This is a genomic window from Nostoc sp. (genome assembly GCF_036917235.1).
Classification (GTDB): domain Bacteria; phylum Cyanobacteriota; class Cyanobacteriia; order Cyanobacteriales; family Nostocaceae; genus Nostoc.
In genome coordinates this window covers 48,238-68,988 of the sequence record NZ_JBALDU010000090.1, presented here as the reverse complement: position 1 = coordinate 68,988, position 20,751 = coordinate 48,238, and the positions used below count along the sequence as shown (strand labels likewise).

Genomic DNA, 20,751 nt, shown 5'->3' with positions numbered 1-20,751 from the left:
TCTAATCTACAAAAGCAACTAGATTTTCTGTATTCTTGATTATGTATTCTCGATCACAATAATATCATCTAATATAAACTATTCGAAAAAATTATGATTAGTGAATTTCCATTTTTTAGGTAAAAATGAGTTTAATTGATGCATATTACAAAACAATTATGGACTTGATAAATTTGCTAGTATGAAGATGTTATTGGAAAAAATGGTAATAATATTGTATAATCGCCTAGTTTTGCCGATAAAAGGTAAGATGTAAAACGTTTTAATAAGTTAATTTTTATTTTGTATGAATCTAGTGAATAAAAAAGAATTGACATTTGCGCTGACCACACCCCTATATTATGTAAACGATGTCCCTCATATAGGCAGTGCTTATACGACGATCGCAGCCGATGTAGTGGCGCGATTTCAGAGGTTACTGGGTTATCAAGTATTACTAATTACAGGTACAGATGAACATGGGCAAAAAATTCAGCGATCGGCAGAAAATTTAGGCAAAGCGCCACAAGAATTTTGTGATGAAATTGTCCCTAGTTTCGTCAGTTTATGGCAATTATTAGACATTCAATACGATCGCTTTAGTCGGACTACTGCGCCTCGTCATCAAGCGATCGTCAAAGAATTCTTTGAGCGAGTCTGGGAATCTGGTGATATTTACCAAGGACAACAACAAGGCTGGTACTGCGTATCTTGCGAAGAATTCAAAGAAGAACGAGATCTGCTAGAAGGACACCGTTGTGCAATTCATACTAACAAAGAAGTGGAGTGGCGAGACGAACAAAACTATTTTTTCCGCTTATCCAAATATCAAACTAAGCTGACAGAATTTTATCAATTTAAACCGGATTTTATTCAACCAGAAAGTCGGCGCAACGAAGTTCTCAGCTTTGTTAATCAAGGGTTGCAAGACTTTTCCATTTCGCGGGTGAATTTAGATTGGGGTTTTCCCGTACCAGTTGATCCCAAGCACACTCTCTATGTCTGGTTTGATGCGCTGCTAGGTTATGTCACAGCATTACTAGAACCAGATGCAGAACCGACTTTAGCAAATGCGTTAGAAACATGGTGGCCAATCAACCTGCACCTAATTGGTAAAGATATTCTACGCTTCCATGCAGTTTACTGGCCAGCAATGCTGTTGTCAGCAGGCTTACCCTTACCAGAGAGAGTCTTTGGGCATGGCTTTTTGACTAAAGACGGGCAGAAGATGGGCAAAAGTCTGGGTAACACCCTCGATCCTGTGGCATTAGTTAAGAGCTATGGTAGTGATGCCGTTCGTTATTACTTCCTTAAGGAAATCGAATTTGGTAAGGATGGAGATTTTAATGAAGTTAGGTTCATTAATGTTCTGAATGCAGATTTGGCAAATGATTTAGGTAATTTGCTCAATCGCACTTTGAGCATGGTGAAAAAGTACTGTGCTGAGAATAATGTCCCATCAATCGGCAATGAAGGGATTCCTGACGAAAATCCTTTGAAAGCAATTGGTTTACGTCTAGGGGAACAAGTAAAACAAGCATACCAAGAGCTAGCTTTCAGTCAAGCCTGCGTGGCCATACTTTCATTGGCGCAAGCCAGTAATAAGTTTATTGATGAACAGGCTCCTTGGTCATTATATAAACAGGGACAGCAGGAGTCGGTGGAAAAGGTTCTCTACGCAGTTCTAGAATCGGTTAGACTAGCAGCTTATCTGCTATCGCCAATTATTCCGAACATCAGTAGCGATATTTATCAGCAACTGGGCTTTGGAATAAACTTTAACGATCGCATACAAAGTTCAGTTAATGCTCCTTTTGCCACCCATGCTACATGGGGACTACTATCGAGCAAACAACAGTTGGGTAAACACCAACCTGTTTTTCAGCGAATAGAACCCCCGAAAAACGATTAGTCCTTATCAAACTCTGATTTTGTTCAATTTTTTATTTTCTCACAAAATTTATCGTGGCTCAATTTAAATTAGCCGCAGAACATTATCATAAGCCGCTGTGACTAGCATCTAAAAGTTGGTAATTCGTATCAAAAATAACAGGGATAAAAATTGAGGTATCACAATGATGTTGAATAATTTGGAAAATGATTCAATCTTTACGCCAGAACAGGTTTTGGAGAATCGGGGTAGAGTTGCCATATTTATTGATGGCTCAAATTTATTTTACGCTGCACTGCAACTAGGTATTGAAATAGATTACACGAAGCTATTATGTCGATTAACAGGAGGTTCTAGATTACTGCGTTCTTTTTTCTACACTGGCGTAGATCGGACAAACGAGAAGCAACAGGGGTTTCTGCTGTGGATGCGTCGCAATGGCTATCGAGTCATTGCTAAGGATTTAGTCCAGCTACCAGATGGCTCTAAAAAAGCTAACCTGGATGTAGAAATAGCAGTAGACATGATGGCGTTAGTAGATTCTTATGATACCGCAGTTTTAGTCAGCGGTGATGGGGATTTGGCTTATGCGGTAAATTCAGTCAGCTATCGTGGCGTGCGGGTAGAAGTAGTGAGCTTGCGTTCCATGACCAGTGACAGCTTAATTAATGTAAGCGATCGCTACATTGATTTAGAAGCCATCAAAGAAGATATTCAAAAAACTCCTCGCCAAAGCTATCCATACCGCCCATTATCTGGGATCGGTTTTTTGGAAGATCCAAGAACTAGTGATGGACACCTAGAAATCCAAGAATAATGACGTATCAATTTCATAAAAGAGGGAGATGGGGAAAGAGAAAAATTCAAATTTTCTCCTCCACTCCCTCCTTTCTTATTTTACCTTTGACCTTTTTCTTGGTATTTGGTTTAGTTGGGTGCGGGGGCAAATCCCCTCCAGCCTCGCAACAAAATACTGCGGATTCCTCTAACAAAGATAGCAATTTGACTTTCTTTGATGTCACCTTAGAACAAGCAGATGAAGTAGGAAGACCAATTTGGAAAGTCAGGGCTAAAACCGCAAAATACACCAAAGAAAAACAAATTGGTCAGGCTGAAAGTCCTTATGGTGAACTATATCAAGATGGCAAAATTGTTTACCAAATCAAGGCAGATGTAGCAGACATAGAACAAGATGGGAAGCAGTTGTTTCTTAAAGGTAAGATATTTGCCACAGATCCTAGTAATGGGATTGTGTTGCAAGGTAATGAATTAGAATGGCGTCCCAAAGAAGATTTGTTGATTGTTCGTAACAAGATTAACGGTACTCATAAAAAACTACAAGCAGTAGCGCAGGAAGTGCGAGTAAAAACCCGCGAACAGCGGATGGAATTTTCTGGAGGAGTGGTAGCAAATTCTATCGATCCCCAGATGCAAGTGAGAACTGAACATTTAATCTGGAATATTAAAGAAGAAAAACTGATTGGCGATCGCCCCCTAGAAATTGACCGCTACAAAGATAATAAAATTAGCGATCGCGGTAAGGGAAATTCTGCCGAAGTCAACTTAAAAACAAAAATTGCCACTGTCCAAAAGAATGCTCAACTAGAATTACTAGACCCACCACTGCAAATAGCTAGTAACTCTATGACCTGGAACATGAACACAGAAACTGTCACCACAAACTCTCCCACACGAATGTTCCATCGTGCCGAAAATGTCACAGTGACAGCTAATCAAGGTGAAATGAAAATACCGCAAAAAACCGTTTATTTAAAAGGTAACGTCAACGCCATTGGTCAGCGTCGGCAGTCTCTAAGATCCAATACACTAACTTGGTATTTAGATAATAAGTTAGTTGAAGCTCAGGGAAATGTTGTTTATCGACAAATTGACCCACCATTAAATTTTGCGGGTGAAACAGCAGTTGGTAATCTGCAAACAGAAAATATTGTTGTCAAAGGTGGCAGTTCTAGCGGTAGGGTAGTAACGGAGATTATTCCTCAAGAAAAAGCCAATCGTCAGTAGTAAAGTTAGGTGAATGGGGTTTACCTTCACCCAGAAATTTTGGGTTGGTAGAGTACTAGACTAGGATCTTAGTAATACAAGCCTTTTGATAGCCCATGAATGGATCAAACCGATTAGGTAAGGAATCCTTGCCAACATCCCAGCAAGTCGAACATTCCCACTATCACGATACAGACCACGAGCATACAGATCGTACTCATGGAACTGGAGAGTTGACTCATCCTCATGTCCATAGCGAAGAGTCTTTACGGCGAATTGTCAATCGATTATCGCGTATAGAAGGACATGTTCGTGGTATTAAGGCAATGGTGCAGCAAAGTACCCCTTGTCCTGATGTTCTACTGCAAATTGCCGCAGTGCGAGGCGCATTGGATCGAGTCGCGCGAATTGTTTTGGATGAACATTTAACTGAGTGTATTGGTAGAGCTGCACAAGAGGGTAATATTGACATTGAAATTAAACAGTTAAAAGCTGCTTTAGATCGATTTTTGCCTTAAAAATTAGAAAAATAAAAAATTAACTAGCACGACAAGACATTTTATAGAGATGTAAGATTTGGTGTATTGGCTCAGGCAGAGGGTTCTTTATGCCAAAATTAACACAAGTGTCTCACAGTCATAGCTAATGGTCTGGGCAGTTCCAAAGCAATTGCAGAGCGGTAAATATACCCTTGAAAGTGTATTAGGGGGGGGACGTTTTGGCATTACCTATCTTGCCAGGGATCAAAAAGGCGATCGCATTGTCGTCAAAACCTTAGATGATCAATTACAGAACCAGCCAGACTTCAGAAGGTTACAGGAAAGATTTGTTCAAGAAGCCTTCAAACTAGCTAAATGCAAACATCCCCATATTGTCCGCCTTTTAGAAGATCCCTTTCAAGAGGACGATTTGTGGTGCATAGCGATGGAATACATTGACGGAATCGATCTCGCCCATCGCCAAAAGAATATTTTGCCAGAACCAGACGCCCTGCAATACATCCAACAAATCGGCGAGGCGTTAACAGTAGTGCATCAAAATAATTTGGTGCATAGAGATGTCAAGCCAGCCAATATTATGATTAGGGCTGGTTCAAAAGAAGCCGTGTTAATTGACTTTGGGCTAGCACGGGGAATCGACAGTAAAAAGCTGAGTGTGAGCAATGTAGAAACAGAAGCCGAAGCAGGTTTTACACCACCGGAACTGTATTCACAGACAATTGAACTAGGGGCGTATACGGACGTTTATTCACTTGCAGCCACACTTTACAACTTATTGACAGGACAACTACCCACTAGCGCCAAAGAACGACTGCAAAATAATATTGCATTAAAAGAACCAAGAGAATGGAATCCTCAAATTAGCGAGAATATCAATCTTGGTATTGTGCGGGCAATGGATTTAGATCCAAAGAAACGCCCCCAGTCAATTCAAGCTTGGCTAGATTCACTCGGATTAAAACCTACACCTATTGTCAATCCAGATCAGCCACAACCAAGAAAATTTAATTTGGAATTATGGCTTACAGTAATAGGTTTGATTCTCGCATTAATAGCAATATTCACAGGAATTTTCCAAGGAGATATTCGAGAGTTTTTTATTAAACCTTCGCCTTCACCCACACAAAAATCAACGCCAACAGAACTACCAAAAAGTTAGATCCCCGACTTCTTTGAGAAGTCGGGGATCTGGACATCGCAAAATGCAGCTAATGACTTCTCAACAACATAAAATACTAAACTATATAGAATATGTACTGGAATAAAGGTCATCAACTACACAATGGTCAATACATCATTGAAGACGAGTTAGGACAAGGTGCTTTTGGCATTACCTATAAAGCCGTACACAGCCGAATTCACCTGCCAGTTGTGATTAAAACTCCTAATATGCGCCTAAAAAAGGATAGACAATATCCCCGCTATGTAGAGAAATTCATTCAAGAAGCTGAATTATTAGGGCAACTTTGCCAAGCACCTCACCCGAATATTGTCCGAGTAATTGATTTTTTTGAAGAAGGTGACAGCAATACACCCTGCTTAGTAATGGAATTCATTGCTGGTAAAAATTTGTTTGATTTAATTGAAGGTGAAGTAACAACACCATTATCAGAAATAGAAGCTATAAAATACATTTGCCAAATTGGTGACGCAGTAGCAGCAATACATCAAAATTCAATAGTGCATCGTGATATTCACCCCGGTAATATCATGTTGCGAGGTGGTAATCAACCGATTTTAATAGACTTTGGTTTAGCTGGAGATATTGCCCCAGCGACTTCCTTCTCTAGAAGTTTTGGTAATAAAAACTTTGCTCCTTATGAACAAATGACGGGTAGTAAAGATATAACAGTAGATATTTACGGTTTGGCGGCAACACTTTACTATGTAGTAACAGGTGAATATCCTACAAGTTCCTGGGATCGCAAATATCATCAAATTGATTTAATTGAACCAAAGCAACACAACCGAAGTATTAGTGAGCAATTAAATCTGGCAATTATTGAGGGAATGAAGTTAGAAGCAGATGAACGGTCGCGCTCAATGCAAGCATGGTTAAGTCTATTAGTTAACCAAACAAATTTATTAGTTAACCAAAATACATCTGATGATTTGCGTTCAGAAGTAGGAATAGATTACAGAAAACTACGCGACTACCTAGCAGCAGGAAATTGGAAAGACGCTGACAATGAAACTTATTTAGTGATGCTTCAGGCTGTAGACCGCAAAGAAGGCGAGTGGATTAGAAACAAAGAACTGTTGAACTTTCCTTGCAAAGACCTCCGCACAATTGACCGCTTGTGGGTAAAATATAGCAATGGGCAGTTTGGCTTCAGCGTTCAAAAAGAAATTTACCTCAGTGTTGGTGGTAAGGTTGATGGTGAATATCAGCAAGAAGTGTGGGAAAAGTTTGGGGCTCGCGTTGGGTGGAGAATAGATAGTAACGATAACTGGATTAATTACAATAAAGTTACTTTTGATACTTTAGCTCCGAAAGGACACCTCCCTTGTGTATCTTTTGGAATGGAGTGGAGTGTGTTTATTCTCTTGCATCAAGACTTGTAATTAACATTTAACGCTTTTAGAAGTTTGTAAATATTAATTACAGCCTACTTTTTTACGGATTAATCAACATTTCAGAGATCCGATACCTGGCACTGAGGGCACATAGCAATTCGCCTGAATAAATTTTTCTGCTACTTCATGCACTTCCGTGAGTTCAGACACTTTTTGCTTGTCCCAAGGTAAAATCATTTTCCCCGGTGAATACTTTTTTGGCTTACCTTTGATTTTTAGCTAGATTATGATTTTAAAAAATTATCAATTTTATTATTCTTTAACTAGCACTCTAGATAAACCACTAATTCTTTTTTTGCATGGCTTCATGGGTAAAATTGATGAATTTGATGAAGCCATAAAATTACTATTTAACGAATTTTCCTATTTAACACTCGATCTCTTCGGACATGGCAAAACCAAAATTTTTGGTGAAGACAAATACTATACAATGGCAAATACTGCTCATGCTTTAATCAACTTATTAGATCAGTTAAAAATTGCCAAATGCTTTTTAGTTGGTTATTCAATGGGTGGAAGATTGGCTTTATACCTAGCCCTGCATTTTCCAGAACGTTTTCATAAAGTTGTTCTAGAGTCAGCTTCTCCAGGTTTACCAACAGCAGCAGAACGATTAGAAAGGATTAAAAGTGATACACAAATAGGTAGAAAATTAACAAGAATATTTGAAAAAAGTGATTTTGCCGCTTTTCTATCAAATTGGTATAATCAACCGATTTTTGGTTATGTAAAAAATCATCCAGAATACGATCGCATGGTAGAAAGTCGGTTGCAGAATAATCCACAGGAATTAGAGAAATCACTGCGCTTTATGGGTACTGGATGTCAACCTTCTTTATGGGAAAAGCTACAATTAAATACAATTCCCATGCTTTTACTAGTCGGTGAATACGATAAAAAATTTATATCTATTAATACAGAAATGGCTAAAACATGTGAATTTGCTGAGATAAAAATAATTAGCAATGCTGGGCATAATATCCACTTTGAAAATACCTTGGCATTTGTGGAAAATATCAAAAGTTTTTTGTCCGCAGCAAATTAAAAATGAAGATAACCTCACTTCTTCACTGCCTTGCTAGAAGGAATTGGGGATGGTGGCAAATTCGGGGCTGCTGGTTGTTTAGCTGCGGTTAATTCTTCTTGCAACATTTTCTGATAAACCTTGGGCAAAGAGTTACTCACAGAATTAGTTTCTATGCCATATCCCAAACTTGTCCATGTGGGAGAGAGTCGTCGCAAAACATCATTTAACTTTCCTTGACGCAACTGTTGAGAAATATCAGTTCCCCAAACTTTAGAATCATTTAACCAACGGTAAACTACTACATCTTGATATTCTGCTTCAAAACTATAAGCAGTCCAAAACATCATCTGCATTGGCTTTGGGTGATAACGAGGGGCTAAACGATACCAAGTAATGTTGATAATTTGATATCTGCCAGCAGCGGTAGAACAATTACCTGTGTTGGGACCTGTGACAATTGTGACGCATATCTCAGGATGTCGGCTGAGGTCGTTGACTTGCTGTCCACCGTATAACAGCGAATAGGGACGGTTTCCACTAGCTTCACTTGCCGAGATGGTTCGCATTAAAGCGCGGATATAGGGGTCGCCCTGTTTCATCACCAAAGGCGGCTGTTTATTTTCAAAGATGGGATCGGAAGGCGATCGCAAGTCTCCAATATACCATTGCAACAAATACACAAAGCCGAGAAGCGCGGCTATTGGGCCAATAAGTTTTTCAACACCTTTGAATTCAAAACCTTTCAGAGTCTAACTCCTTCAAATTCACTCTTTTTGCTAACAAAAATCATCGACGAACTGATTCTAGTAATGTTCATACCTGATTGTTAGTTATTATTTCTGATTTGCCCATTTTTTTAGGAATTAGCAAAAAAGAGTATAAATACAGGAGTTTGCAAGTAACTGAGGTAAAAAATGCAGGACTCACGCATCAGATATAAAGAGTTTCTACCTCCTGCCTCAAAACCCGTAGCTTTCTACTTTATGCGAAAGAAAACTACTGTAAGTATAGCAAACGAGATACTCCCAGAAATCTCGACCCAGTATAAGCTCAATCACTTCTAGTAGCATCTGCTCTCAGTAATAATTGCTTCCTCAAATTGGGCGATAAGTCGATACAACCTTATTGCAAAGGTTTCGATTTAATTTGACACCAATGGACATCTGTGATCCCCTAAAAAAGGTCTGTATTACGACCGATTGAGAACTGCAATTAGGGAGATTAGGTAATTAATCAGTCTGTTCCTCTAGCCCTGCATCAACTTCGTATCTTAAAATACCAGGAATTTCCTGAAGACACTGTAGATAACAAATGTTACTGTGGCCTAGTTAAAAACCAAGAGGCAGATAGCCTTTACCAATATTGAGTCTGCTTTGTGTTTTTACACAATAGTCATAGTCATGGGCACAATATTCAAGTAGCTTGAAATATGAAAATCACTCGTATTCTCCACCAGTTTGAAAAACTATGGTTAACCGTTTTACTTCCGTGAGTACTGCTCTCACACTTAAGGTAGTTGGAATAATCTGCATTTTGTCCTTTTTCGTTGACTTTTTGATTCTGTTGTTACCCTTTCAACCCACCGATCGGGTATGGCAAATCAATTTGGCAACAGCGCTTGTCGATCGAGGAATTGTTCCTCTAGTCGGTTTAGGGCTTCTGTTTGCTGCCTATTGGATTGAGAATGCCGATCCAGCAAGCGATCGCCCCCAAGGTATCGATTTAAGATTTCCCGCCGCGATTATCTCAAGTATTTTAGGGTTAATGTTCTTGCTGATTTTTCCCCTGCACCTAAATAACGTCAATCAAGCCAAGACTCAAACACTCAACCGAATCACTCAAGAAGCAGATCAGGCAGAAACTCAACTAAACACTCGATTATCGCAATTGCAAGCACAACTAAATACCGATCAAGGAAAAGCCCAACTAGACCAGTTGCGAAACCAAACCAAAGCTCAGTTTAGTGAAATTCTCAAAGATGACCAAAAATATAAGCAAGCAATTGAAAGCCCTCAAATTCCCGCAAATATCAAAGAGTTACTGAAGAAGGCTAAAACAAATCCCCAACTACTTGACAAAGCTATCGAACAACAAACAGATATTGAAACGCTGCAAACTCAACAACTGAGCCAAGTTCGCCAGCGCCGAGACGACGCACTGCAACAGGCTAAAGATACTGCTTGGAAGTCTGGACTGCGGATTGGTATTAGCAGTTTGCTATTGTCCATTGGTTACATTATCATCGGCTGGACAGGCTTGAGAGGTAGGGGTGCTGTACAAGGTGGTAAACCTAGAACTGCCGCACGCTAATCTACTATTGGCATGGCAGTAAGAAGTATCCCAAATATTATTGACGGCTGATACTGCCATGCGCCTAATAGCTAATAACAATAACAAGGCAATTATCACTGACTAAAATCGCTATAAAACTTGAGTAATGTTCTCAATTTACATACTGACATATAACGAAGAACTAGATATTGCTGCTTGTATCGAATCGGCAATGTTATCAGATGACATCATTGTTGTGGATTCATGCAGTAGCGATCGCACTGTGGAAATCGCTAGTCGCTATCCCATTCGCGTTGTCCAACACGCTTTTGAAAGCCACGGACGCCAACGCACTTGGATGTTAGAGTCTATCCCCCCGAAGCATCAATGGGTTTATATTCTCGAAGCTGACGAGCGTATGACACCAGAACTGTTTGCGGAATGCGAAAAGACAAGTCAGAATCCAGACTACATCGGTTACTACGTGGCTGAACGCGTCATGTTCATGAATCGTTGGATTCGCTACAGCACACAGTATCCGCGTTACCAAATGCGACTCTTCCGCCACGGTAAAGTGTGGTTTACAGACTACGGTCATACTGAACGAGAAGTTTGTGAGGGTGCAACTAGCTTTTTAAAAGAAACATACCCACACTACACTTCTAGCAAAGGTTTGAGCCGCTGGATTGACAAGCACAACCGTTATTCTACGGATGAAGCTCAAGAAACATTGTATCAGTTAGAACAGGGAAAAGTTAACTGGCAAGATTTATTCTTTGGCAAATCAGAAGTCGAAAGACGGCGTGCCTTGAAAGATTTGTCTTTACGTTTGCCCGCCAGACCGTTGCTACGGTTTATATATATGTATTTTATCTTAGGCGGATGTTTAGATGGACGCGCCGGAGTCGCTTGGTGTACATTGCAGGCATTCTACGAATACCTGATTTTGCTCAAAGTCTGGGAAATGAAGTATTTACCAAAACCTAATTTAGATGCAACAGCAATTTTGGTACAAGAGAGTACGCAACAGTTGCAGTGCGCGGATTCTGAAACTACACAGGTTGATGCGGCATGAAGAGGGCTGGAGATTAGAAGGATTTCCAGTAAAATCAGCGATCGCAAAATCATAGGGCGCACAGATGTGCTACACAGATCCTTGACTTCGTAAAAGTTGTCAGGGATCTTGTTTTTTATGAATCAAGACTAGATAAAAGGGACTTCCAAATAAAAAACATCCCAAATTTTCTAGTGGGATGGGTGTCTCCATCTGTATTCAGGGCTAGCAGAATACTTACCCCACAAGATGGATAATTTATTTCTTGGAAATCCTTAATAAATTAATATTTTTAATAGAACATTTTCATAAAAGCCGCTCCTGCTCAAAAGTGAGTGACTGAACAGATAAAATAATTTATTAGTTTATCCAGTAGTATTTGCACAATCATCAGCAGCTTTTGATTAAGCGCGGTAGATTAATAATATCTAAGAACTTGCAACAATCATTTACAAGTCTTATAAAGAAAAGTAACATCCTCTAAGAATAACTAGTTGCGATCGGATTGGTGAATGTCTATGTGTATGCTTATAGGAAAATAGCTAATTTCCAGCAGCAAGTACGTGTTTTTGTGACAGCAAGCAACTTGCTAGCGTTTTAGACAGTTGCTTGCGGCAAAAACTGCCAAAGTTAAAGCCTTCGGAATTTGACGAATCTGCTGGTATGGATACGAATAACAAAAGTTCCTCTAGCTTAAAACAGGAGAATCGGGGCTTGGTAATCGATCGCCTAAAACAGGACTTAAAAAACGACCTGATTGCTGGTTTATTAGTAGTAATTCCCCTAGCAACCACTATCTGGCTGACAATTACCATTGCTACTTGGGTAATCAACTTCCTCACCCAAATTCCCAAACAATTGAATCCCTTTGATGGGTTAAACCCAATTTTAGTAAATATACTTAATTTATTAGTAGGGTTGGCTGTACCCCTACTAAGTATATTGTTGATGGGATTGATGGCTCGGAATATAGCTGGGCGATGGTTGTTAGATTTTGGTGAGCAATTATTACAGGCAATTCCTTTAGCAGGACAGGTATACAAAACTCTTAAACAGCTTTTAGAAACAATACTAAAAGATTCTAATGGCAAGTTTCGTCGGGTAATTTTGGTAGAGTATCCCCGCCGAGGAATTTGGGCGATCGCTTTTGTGACTGGTGCAATTAGCAGTGATATCCAAGCCCAGATGTCTCGCCCCGTGCTAAGTGTTTTTATCCCTACCACCCCAAATCCGACTACCGGATGGTACGCAGTTGTTCCTGAAGAGGAGGTAGTGAACCTCTCCATGTCCATTGAAGACGCCTTTAAAATAGTTGTATCTGGTGGCATTGTCGCCCCCAATACGCCTTTGGTTTTCTCCAAAGAGTCTACATTGGAAGTGAAACACGACGAAATCAAGCAGCAGGTTATTCCTGTTGAAGAAACTTAAAATCAATCTGGCATAGTCACAAGCAAATGCGTAATGTTGTTGTTTAACTGTGCCAAAATTGATAGGCTTGTAAGTTTTTCTTGCTTAGTTAATCAGTTCTTGCACAATCACCCCTCAGTTTTATGCAACCTCGTAAACCCCAGCAAATTGCTCGTGAATTGGCGCTTTTAAGCCTTAGCCAATTGCCAGTGAACCCAAAGAAATTAGATAAATTAGAAGACGATCAACTAGTATCAAAGTTGGTGCTAGGAGCAGTACGTACTCTGACCTCAGAAGTACAAGATACCCTCGATAATGCCGCAGGTGAACTGCAACGCAGTAACGATCGCCTCTTAAGTAGCCAAACTCGGGCCTCCGACCTCAATACTGCCAGAACAATGCTTCAAGAAGCGATCGCCTGTACCCAGACAGCAATAAATCAGTTGGGTACAGCAGTTGATTTCCCAGTATTGATTCAGTTAGCCAATCAGGACAAGGGAGTTCGGAATTACGCTAAAGAGCTTGTGATTACCGTCAACGAAAATCGACACATTATAGATGAACTCATTTCTACCGCCTTAGTAGATTGGCAAGTAACTCGCCTCGCCCAAATTGACCGCGATATCTTGCAAATCGCGGTTGCAGAAATGAAGTTCTTAGGAGTTCCCGACAGTATCGCCATCAACGAAGCTGTGGAGCTAGCCAAACGCTACAGTGGAGACGATGGTCATCGGTTTATTAACGGTGTTTTGCGCCGAGTCACTGAGCAGAAAAAAACTGCGTAGTACCGCTGCGGAATTCATAATTTCTATACTGCCGTGGAGAAAAGTCTGTAGTCGATTCTGTGGGTTCCTCCAAGCAGAACTTCTCTTTTGATGCTAGCCTCTCCTTTTGGGAGAAGGAGAGACGCTACGCGAACGCAAAGAACCGTCTGTTATACCGATTCTCCTTAAACTGGTTTTAAAAGGTGAGGATAACCCGGAAGTTTTCACCCCTAGAAAAAGTGCAAAGTTAAATTAAACTCATAATTCATAACTCATAACTCATATAAACAATACTGCTGCAATGGTTTTTAATTGGTTCCGTCGTCAACATAACGATTCCTCTAACACTCCTTCTGATAAGAAACAGGAAGAAACTCCTCCTGCACAAGAACCCCAACCAGAGCCAGCCGAAACCTCAACACCAACTGCTGAAACGGCACCAGACACAACGGCAGACTTATTGGCATTTGCTAAAGCTGCCTACAAAAATATTCAGCAAAAACAGCAAGTCGAGGTAGTAGAAACCCCACCGGCAGCAGATACCTTAGCACCATCAATACAACCTGAAACCGCAGAAACAGTAATTGCGGAAATCACTGAACCAGAAGCAATTGAGGAACCTGTTAGTACAAATGTAGAAACTACACAGCCAGAAGTTATCCAAGCTGCTATTGAGGAAGAAATTACAGAAGATTCCCCAGTGGCAGAAATTGCTGAACAGCCAGATGTCAAAAACCCAGAACTCACAGCAAGTGAAGTTGAACCAACACCCACCGAACCACTAGCTACGCCAGAGGTAACACAGCCAACAGCACCAGCTAACTTATCCTTTTTAGAACGAGCGGCGGCAGAACGGCAAGCCAAGCTAGAACAACTAATAGCCACCGCCATAGAAGTTCCAGAACCGGAGGTAGCACAGCCAGTAGCTACAACCTCAGAAATAGCAGAAGAAATTCCCGGATTGGTATTTGATGATGGGTTTGTCTGGTCAGCGAAAGTCTTAGCAGCTCAAGGTAGAAGTGCAGAAGACGTTTCTATTGAAGAAATTACCTGGCTGAAAAAGCTCCGGCAAGGGTTAGACAAAACTCGCCGTAGTATTCTCAACCAACTGAAGGCGATCGTTGGTCAAGGGCCGCTAAACCAAGCTGCTGTCACGGAAATTGAAGCATTGCTTTTACAAGCTGATGTGGGTGTAGAGGCGACAGACTTTATTATCAATGCTTTACAGACAAAACTTCGAGAAGAAGTCACCGCACCTGAAGAAGCGATCGCTTTCCTGAAAAAAATCCTCCGGGATATGCTGGATGCACCGAGCAAAACATCCCACAAAACTACCTTTACGCCAGAAAAAGAAACCTTGAATATTTGGTTAATTACCGGGGTAAATGGTGCCGGTAAAACCACCACCATCGGTAAAATTGCCCACCTGGGACAAAAATCTGGCTATAAATGCTTGATTGGCGCAGCAGATACCTTCCGCGCCGCCGCTGTGGAACAGGTGAAGGTTTGGGGTAGTAGAAGTGGCGTGGATGTTATTGCCAATCCTGGAAAGAATACAGATCCGGCAGCAGTTGTATTTGATGCGATCGCAGCCGCCCAAGCGCGTCAAACCGAATTACTTCTGGTAGATACAGCTGGGCGATTGCAAAACAAGAAAAATTTAATGGACGAACTCGGTAAAATCCGGCGAATTATCGACAAAAAAGCCCCAGATGCTAAAGTAGAATCTCTTTTGGTTCTAGATGCAACTTTAGGTCAAAATGGACTGCGGCAAGCCGAAGTTTTTTCCCAAGCTGCCCAACTTAGTGGTGTTGTCTTAACCAAGCTAGATGGCACTGCCAAAGGCGGCGTTGCCCTTGCCGTTGTGCAGCAGCTAGGTTTACCCATTCGCTTTATTGGTGCTGGCGAAGGAATTGAAGACCTACGTCCTTTTTCGAGCTATGAGTTTGTCGAAGCTCTCTTGAGTGGTTAGTTGAAAAATTTCGAGTTATAAAATTTTTCTTACCAAACTTAGGACTTACGCAATACTGTATGATTCTTCTCTGGGAGACACTGCGCGTTGGCGTCAGCCTCTGACAGAAAAAGAGGTTCGATAAATTAAGCTTTTTAGCTATTTTTGCGTAAGTCCTAAAACTGATAAATTTAAGGATGACCTATCTGGTATTATCACTTGAACTAACTAGAAACAGATCAAGTCCTAAAATTATGAATTTGTCACAATAAATAGGTGACTTTTGCTAAAATTTCTAGCTAATGCCCTTTTTGAAGTCTTAAATGGGCTTTTTAAATGTAGCAGCACGGTATTTAGTTGCGACATAATCCCCTAGACTTTCATCTTGCAGCAATTGAAAAGGGAATCGAGACGCTCACGCCCACAAATACAACTCTATTGTGGGATAGACAGCAGTCCCAATGGTGAGCAGTGCGTTGGGGAACCAGCGCGGGTGATTTCAACGCTGTGGGAGGTTTTTTTCTCCATAGGTGTTTGGTGTTGGTTATGGCGACTTACTCGTGCAACGTCTATCGAGAGGTTGGAATTCTGATGGTTAAATGAAAACACTTTTTTGACTTTTGACTTAAAGTTCTTAGAAGATATTTCTTCTATTTTTAGTGTCATCTCTTTTATTCATATCTTACACTTACCAAATGACTCACCCCTAAAATAAATTACAGGCGAATGGTTTAACTCTGTTACCTCTGACTAAGAAGATAGAGTTACTTCACTTTTATCAACTTTTGATGGGTTTAAATTTTGCGTATTCAGCAACTCAAAATTCACAAAACGAGAAATTAAAAATGGAAAAGCTCAATTTTGGCGATTATCGCAGTAATTATGGTATACAAATTAAGTATTTGAAAACTTATTTACATATTCTCAGGTTTGTAAAGGAGTGTAAGTCTGTTTTTGAGCAAATAAAGCTCGATTTGAGTCCTTATAGAGGCTTTCACTCAAAAGACTTCTAGTCTTCTAGTTGCTTCTGCCCAAACAAACACTCCCTCTGAAAGCGTTATAAATTATTCTTTGAATAAAGTATTTCTATGACTTTAGAGATATGCTTTGGTAATTAAGTTATGAAAAGCTTTCTGATGTATCAGCAAAACTAGTAATTTTTACGGGTAGAATTTGGACTAAAAATACATGATTTGAAATTACTAATATTCCATCATAAATACAATAAGCAAATAAAATACTTATAAAATTTGCCTGTTACGTCTTTATACTCTTGCTAAAATGGCAAGTCTTGTCTAAATATGGTTTAGCAATGCCAAAGCAAAAAGATTTATAAGTCATCTAAAATCTGCCAATATTAAAGTGCAATAATACCTGTGCCTGTGTCTCAACTGCCCTCTCAACCCACTGATAATAATAGTAGTGCCGCGACGGATGTCACACCAGTCGTGGCACTCAAGGAACTCGTGGCAAGGTTGCACCGGGAACAGAACAAAATTCAAGATTTGCTAAGTTCTTTAGGATTTGCTCTGAGAAGTTTCAATAATTTGAATCAGTTTTTGGAACTGATTCCGCTGATGGCAACAAGAGTGACAGATGCAGACGGTAGCGCCCTGTTTCTCTACAAACCTAATGGTCAAGTCAGGTTAGAACAGTTACATTGGCAAGATAGTGGCCAGCGCAAGAATATCCGCAAAGCGCTAGAAATAGCCAGTAGTCAAATCACGCTTTTGCCCAATACTGCCCCCCTAGCGAATGCCACGGGGATTTTGGATGACCAGATGCATCGCTATTTGGGGCCAGATGTGCAAATCTTTGGTACGGCGATTCTGGTAAAGCATACAGAACGGGGATGGCTCTATGTCTTGAGCCGCGATCCAGAATATAGTTGGACAGAAACTAGGCAAAAGTTAGTTAGGTTAGTGGCAGACCAAACAGCCGTAGCGATCGAAAACGATGAACTAGCTGTAGAACTAAGAAAAAAAGAACGCTTAGACCAAGAATTAGAAATTGGCGCAGAAATCCAAAGGCGACTTCTACCACGTCAATGCCCTACAATCCCTGGTGCAGTCCTAGCGGCACGCTGTAAACCTGCCAATCGCGTCGGTGGAGACTATTACGACTTTATTGCTACCAATCATAATAAGATTCAGCCCAAGCTCAAAGGTGGCAGCGAAACTAGTCGCTGGGGTTTGGTTATTGGAGATGTCATGGGCAAAGGTGTCCCCGCTGGGCTGATTATGACGATGATGCGGGGAATGCTACGGGGAGAAGTGCTACATGGTAATTCCCCAGCCGGAATTCTACAAAACTTAAATAGAGTTATGTATGCGGATTTGGAAAATTCCCACCGCTTTGTAACGCTATTTTACTCAGAATATAACCCTTACAGCCGAATTCTGTCTTATAGCAATGCGGCACACAATCCTCCCTTATGGTGGCACGCAGCAACAAAAACTGTCAGCCGTTTAGATACTTTGGGAATGTTAATAGGTTTGGATGCTAACAGCCAATATGAAGATGCCCAGGCACAGTTAGAGCCTGGGGATACAATTATCTACTATACAGATGGCTTGACCGATGCCGCTGCTGCTGGTGGCGATCGCTTCGATGAAGACAATTTTGTTACTGGCTTCAATACGGCTTGTAAATACTGCAATGGGCCAGAGGAGATAGTGGATTACCTCTTTGACCAAGTTCAGCAATTTATCGGTGCTGATAAACAAAACACTGATGATATGACACTAGTTGTTCTGCAAATTTTATGATCGTTGGGCATTTATGCTCGGTTAAGTCATGAGTCAATGCTTGAGTTTATGGTGGCAGAGGATTCACCACAGTGATTCCACTAAATTTAATTTTTTATTTATTTTTCTTTGAATTACCGTCGCGATCTCTCAAACGATTGTACATCAACCTTTTTTGAAAACTTGTTTGTATTTAGCCTTTAGGATAATACATAAAAAATGATCGTTAGAATACTTTTCTGTTCAATTAAAAACTATATATTTTGCACATCTAGCACAGTAGGAAACGCCAAGGGGGAGAGCAGGTAAAAGGTAAAATGTACAAGGTAAAAAGTAAAAGGTAAATTTACTTCTTCATTTTTGCTTTCTTTCTATCCTTGTGACGCAAGCATTTGGTCTGCTCGCTTTTGGCGTTTTAATTTTTCTTTCTCCGCCGTAGCAAGTTCACAACAGCTACGACGGAGTTTTGCTTTCTTTGTTTCTTCGTCCTAGATTTGCTTTTTTAAACTTCCTTAATATTTAAGCTGAAAATCTTCATTTAATGATTTGTCAAAATATTTCTGAAAATATTTAAGATGAAGAATTTAGATTGCTATTCTTGCGCCCCAGCTTTTTGCAGACTCCGTACCACATTCTTATAACCATTAAATTCTGCAATCATTAAAGCAGTATAACCGCCCCGATTTTTCAAATTCACATCTGCCCCAGCTTGAAGTAATAACTGCAAAATTTCGTCATAACCTGCTGAGGCAGCCCACATCAATGATGTGGCTCTCGCTGAGTCTTGAAAATTCACATCTGCCCCCTTTGCCAGCAGCAAATGTACGATCTCTTTGTGTTTGCGTTCGGTTGCCTTAATCAAAGCAGTTTTACCATCATCCCCTGGAATGTTGACATCAGCACCATAGTCTAACAACACTTGCACCGTTTGGATGTGTCCTTGTGATGCAGCCAACGTCAAAGGAACTTCACCAAGATTTTTCCCATTTATATCTCCGCCAGAACGTAGCAGTGCCTCGACAATTTGGCTATGTCCCTGCAATGCTGCTACAAGTAGTGGTGTATCGCCCAGGTGGTTGCTAATTTGGACATCTGCACCCCTGTTAAGTAATATTTGTACGACATCAATGTAGCCTTCCACAACGGCAAGATGTAGGGCAGTTTCACCATCTCGATCTTGAAGATTAATCTGGGCACCTCCATCTAGTAAAGTTGCTGCGATCGCACTATGTCTACCTGCTGCTGCTGCCGATAATGCAGTTCCACCATCGGCATTTTTCACATTCACATCAGCCCCCGCGGCCAACAGTGCTTCCACAACTTCCAGATGTCCCAAATCTGCTGCTAGCATTAAAAGTGTCTCACCCTCCTCATCTGGGATATTGACATCAACACCAGTTTGGAGAATTGCTTGTAAAACCTCTATTTTTCCCTGCTTAACGGCAAGTTTCAACGCCGTATCATCATCTTTATCAGCGATCTTAACTTGGGCACCAGCAGCTAATAAAACTCGCACTACATCAATGTTACCTTTGAGTACTGCTGCCATTAAAGCTGTACTGCCATCTTCATTAGTGGCATTGACATCCGCACCTCTAGATAGTAAAAGTTGCACAATGTCAAGCTGTTTGGCACTAGCCGCCAACATCAAAGCCGTCAAACCATAGAGTTTTCTCGGCAAGTTGATATTTGCCCCAGCATCCAGAAGCGATCGCACAATTTCGGTGTAGCCTAAATTGGCAGCAAACATTAACGCCGTAGTACCTTGGCGATCGCACGCGTCTACCCTCGCACCAGCAGATAGTAGCGCACACAGCCCCTTGATATCACCACTTTTAGCAGTTTTGAGCAGCAAAGTATCGTTGTTTTCAGTCATGAATGAGATCCCACACAGGGGGTTTTGTTCGTCTACCCTCAAAATTTAGTCTGAGATTGTTTATCCACTTTGGCAAGAGGGCGAAGCAAAATAGTCTGGGGAGATGGGGGAGTCTCTTTTAATTTGTGCAACTTTAAGCACAGAAAATAGAGTTATGCTAATTTTTATGAAGATTTAATCATTAAGCGAGAACACGATGAGTCTAGAACTTTCTACGTCGGTGAAATATTGGCTGAACTTCTTCCATCCAGTGCTCATGTGGGCGCTATTAGTACTCTCAATTTATGCTGCCTATTTAGGACTGCAATTGCAGCGTACCAGAAATGCTCAGGGGGAAGAAAAAAAAGAATTGATTAAAGGTAGATATAACGTCAGACACTACCAAATCGGGTCTATACTACTAGCTTTGATGGTGGCAGGTGCGATCGGCGGGATGGCTGTCACTTACATTAATAACCAAAAGTTATTTGTCGGGCCTCACCTACTAGCAGGACTAAGTATGACAGGTTTGATTGCATTTTCTGCTGCCTTGTCCCCTTATATGCAAAAAGGGGCAAATTGGGCACGTGCAACTCATATTTTAATAAATTTCACGCTTTTGGGACTTTTTGCTTGGCAGGCTGTTACTGGCGTGCAAATTGTCCAAAAAATTCTCACTCAAGCATAGTTAGCAAAGCAGGGTAGCACAGCTGTGCTACCCTAC

17 protein-coding genes are annotated in these 20,751 nt (G+C 40.7%); 14 read left to right on the top strand and 3 right to left on the bottom strand.

Annotation, left to right across the window (positions count from 1 at the left end):
• The first annotated feature begins 286 nt into the window (after nt 1-286).
• The 7 genes from metG (at nt 287) to menH (ending at nt 7,996) form a co-directional block, all read left to right on the top strand.
• Nucleotides 287-1,891, top strand: a complete 1,605-nt coding sequence (gene metG, locus V7K44_RS25030; protein ID WP_334935448.1) for a methionine--tRNA ligase — start codon at nt 287-289, stop codon at nt 1,889-1,891.
• Nucleotides 1,892-2,057: 166 nt separating this feature from the next.
• Nucleotides 2,058-2,687 carry a LabA-like NYN domain-containing protein gene (locus V7K44_RS25025; protein ID WP_094348455.1) on the top strand — a complete coding sequence of 210 codons (630 nt, stop codon included), beginning with the start codon at nt 2,058-2,060 and terminating at the stop codon, nt 2,685-2,687.
• Entirely contained in the window at nt 2,687-3,895 is a 1,209-nt protein-coding gene (gene lptC / locus V7K44_RS25020) for an LPS export ABC transporter periplasmic protein LptC (RefSeq protein WP_334935446.1), read from the top strand. The genes V7K44_RS25025 and lptC overlap by 1 nt, the downstream gene beginning before the upstream one ends.
• A gap of 95 nt (nt 3,896-3,990) precedes the next feature.
• Entirely contained in the window at nt 3,991-4,392 is a 402-nt protein-coding gene (locus V7K44_RS25015) for a metal-sensitive transcriptional regulator (protein WP_334935444.1), read from the top strand.
• Nucleotides 4,393-4,519: 127 nt separating this feature from the next.
• The gene (locus V7K44_RS25010) at nt 4,520-5,533 is read left to right on the top strand and encodes a serine/threonine protein kinase (protein ID WP_334935442.1); all 1,014 of its coding nucleotides are present in this window, start codon (nt 4,520-4,522) and stop codon (nt 5,531-5,533) included.
• A gap of 92 nt (nt 5,534-5,625) precedes the next feature.
• On the top strand, nt 5,626-6,939 hold the full coding sequence (locus tag V7K44_RS25005) for a serine/threonine-protein kinase (RefSeq protein WP_334935438.1): 1,314 nt from the start codon (nt 5,626-5,628) through the stop codon (nt 6,937-6,939).
• Between the two features lie 238 nt (nt 6,940-7,177).
• Entirely contained in the window at nt 7,178-7,996 is an 819-nt protein-coding gene (menH, locus tag V7K44_RS25000; RefSeq protein ID WP_334935436.1) for a 2-succinyl-6-hydroxy-2,4-cyclohexadiene-1-carboxylate synthase, read from the top strand.
• 14 nt (nt 7,997-8,010) lie between these two features.
• On the opposite strand, the gene V7K44_RS24995 is transcribed toward menH, so the two are convergent.
• Nucleotides 8,011-8,658: a glycoside hydrolase family 24 protein gene (locus V7K44_RS24995; protein ID WP_334935434.1), complete on the bottom strand. Its 648-nt coding sequence runs from the start codon at nt 8,656-8,658 to the stop codon at nt 8,011-8,013.
• Nucleotides 8,659-9,445: 787 nt separating this feature from the next.
• Here V7K44_RS24995 and hpsJ-B point away from each other — a divergent pair.
• The 5 genes from hpsJ-B (at nt 9,446) to ftsY (ending at nt 15,446) form a co-directional block, all read left to right on the top strand.
• Complete coding sequence (gene hpsJ-B / locus V7K44_RS24990) at nt 9,446-10,288, top strand: hormogonium polysaccharide biosynthesis protein HpsJ (RefSeq protein WP_334935432.1); 843 nt, start codon at nt 9,446-9,448, stop codon at nt 10,286-10,288.
• A gap of 127 nt (nt 10,289-10,415) precedes the next feature.
• Entirely contained in the window at nt 10,416-11,324 is a 909-nt protein-coding gene (locus V7K44_RS24985) for a glycosyltransferase family 2 protein (protein ID WP_334935430.1), read from the top strand.
• Nucleotides 11,325-11,966: 642 nt separating this feature from the next.
• Nucleotides 11,967-12,731, top strand: coding sequence for a DUF502 domain-containing protein (locus V7K44_RS24980; protein ID WP_334935428.1), 765 nt, complete (start codon nt 11,967-11,969; stop codon nt 12,729-12,731).
• 122 nt (nt 12,732-12,853) lie between these two features.
• Complete coding sequence (nusB, locus tag V7K44_RS24975) at nt 12,854-13,495, top strand: transcription antitermination factor NusB (protein ID WP_190896800.1); 642 nt, start codon at nt 12,854-12,856, stop codon at nt 13,493-13,495.
• Between the two features lie 280 nt (nt 13,496-13,775).
• Complete coding sequence (gene ftsY, locus V7K44_RS24970; RefSeq protein ID WP_334935425.1) at nt 13,776-15,446, top strand: signal recognition particle-docking protein FtsY; 1,671 nt, start codon at nt 13,776-13,778, stop codon at nt 15,444-15,446.
• A 414-nt stretch (nt 15,447-15,860) separates the two neighbouring features.
• On the opposite strand, the gene V7K44_RS24965 is transcribed toward ftsY, so the two are convergent.
• The gene (locus V7K44_RS24965) at nt 15,861-16,091 is read right to left on the bottom strand and encodes a hypothetical protein (protein ID WP_334935423.1); all 231 of its coding nucleotides are present in this window, start codon (nt 16,089-16,091) and stop codon (nt 15,861-15,863) included.
• 710 nt (nt 16,092-16,801) lie between these two features.
• Between V7K44_RS24965 and V7K44_RS24960 the strand changes: the two genes are divergently transcribed.
• Entirely contained in the window at nt 16,802-18,193 is a 1,392-nt protein-coding gene (locus V7K44_RS24960) for a PP2C family protein-serine/threonine phosphatase (RefSeq protein ID WP_334935421.1), read from the top strand.
• A gap of 571 nt (nt 18,194-18,764) precedes the next feature.
• On the opposite strand, the gene V7K44_RS24955 is transcribed toward V7K44_RS24960, so the two are convergent.
• A complete protein-coding gene (locus V7K44_RS24955; protein WP_334935419.1) occupies nt 18,765-20,048 on the bottom strand; it encodes an ankyrin repeat domain-containing protein in 1,284 nt (427 codons plus the stop codon).
• Between the two features lie 196 nt (nt 20,049-20,244).
• Between V7K44_RS24955 and V7K44_RS24950 the strand changes: the two genes are divergently transcribed.
• Entirely contained in the window at nt 20,245-20,715 is a 471-nt protein-coding gene (locus V7K44_RS24950) for a DUF4079 domain-containing protein (protein WP_334935417.1), read from the top strand.
• The last annotated feature ends 36 nt before the right edge of the window (nt 20,716-20,751 follow it).

Coding starts and splice junctions, on each gene's coding strand:
- metG (WP_334935448.1), top strand. CDS start 287: ATGAATCTAGTGAATAAAAAAGAATTGACATTTGCGCTGACCACACCC.
- V7K44_RS25025 (WP_094348455.1), top strand. CDS start 2,058: ATGTTGAATAATTTGGAAAATGATTCAATCTTTACGCCAGAACAGGTT.
- lptC (WP_334935446.1), top strand. CDS start 2,687: ATGACGTATCAATTTCATAAAAGAGGGAGATGGGGAAAGAGAAAAATT.
- V7K44_RS25015 (WP_334935444.1), top strand. CDS start 3,991: ATGAATGGATCAAACCGATTAGGTAAGGAATCCTTGCCAACATCCCAG.
- V7K44_RS25010 (WP_334935442.1), top strand. CDS start 4,520: ATGGTCTGGGCAGTTCCAAAGCAATTGCAGAGCGGTAAATATACCCTT.
- V7K44_RS25005 (WP_334935438.1), top strand. CDS start 5,626: ATGTACTGGAATAAAGGTCATCAACTACACAATGGTCAATACATCATT.
- menH (WP_334935436.1), top strand. CDS start 7,178: ATGATTTTAAAAAATTATCAATTTTATTATTCTTTAACTAGCACTCTA.
- hpsJ-B (WP_334935432.1), top strand. CDS start 9,446: ATGGTTAACCGTTTTACTTCCGTGAGTACTGCTCTCACACTTAAGGTA.
- V7K44_RS24985 (WP_334935430.1), top strand. CDS start 10,416: ATGTTCTCAATTTACATACTGACATATAACGAAGAACTAGATATTGCT.
- V7K44_RS24980 (WP_334935428.1), top strand. CDS start 11,967: ATGGATACGAATAACAAAAGTTCCTCTAGCTTAAAACAGGAGAATCGG.
- nusB (WP_190896800.1), top strand. CDS start 12,854: ATGCAACCTCGTAAACCCCAGCAAATTGCTCGTGAATTGGCGCTTTTA.
- ftsY (WP_334935425.1), top strand. CDS start 13,776: ATGGTTTTTAATTGGTTCCGTCGTCAACATAACGATTCCTCTAACACT.
- V7K44_RS24965 (WP_334935423.1), bottom strand. CDS start 16,091: ATGACACTAAAAATAGAAGAAATATCTTCTAAGAACTTTAAGTCAAAA.
- V7K44_RS24955 (WP_334935419.1), bottom strand. CDS start 20,048: ATGACTGAAAACAACGATACTTTGCTGCTCAAAACTGCTAAAAGTGGT.
- V7K44_RS24950 (WP_334935417.1), top strand. CDS start 20,245: ATGAGTCTAGAACTTTCTACGTCGGTGAAATATTGGCTGAACTTCTTC.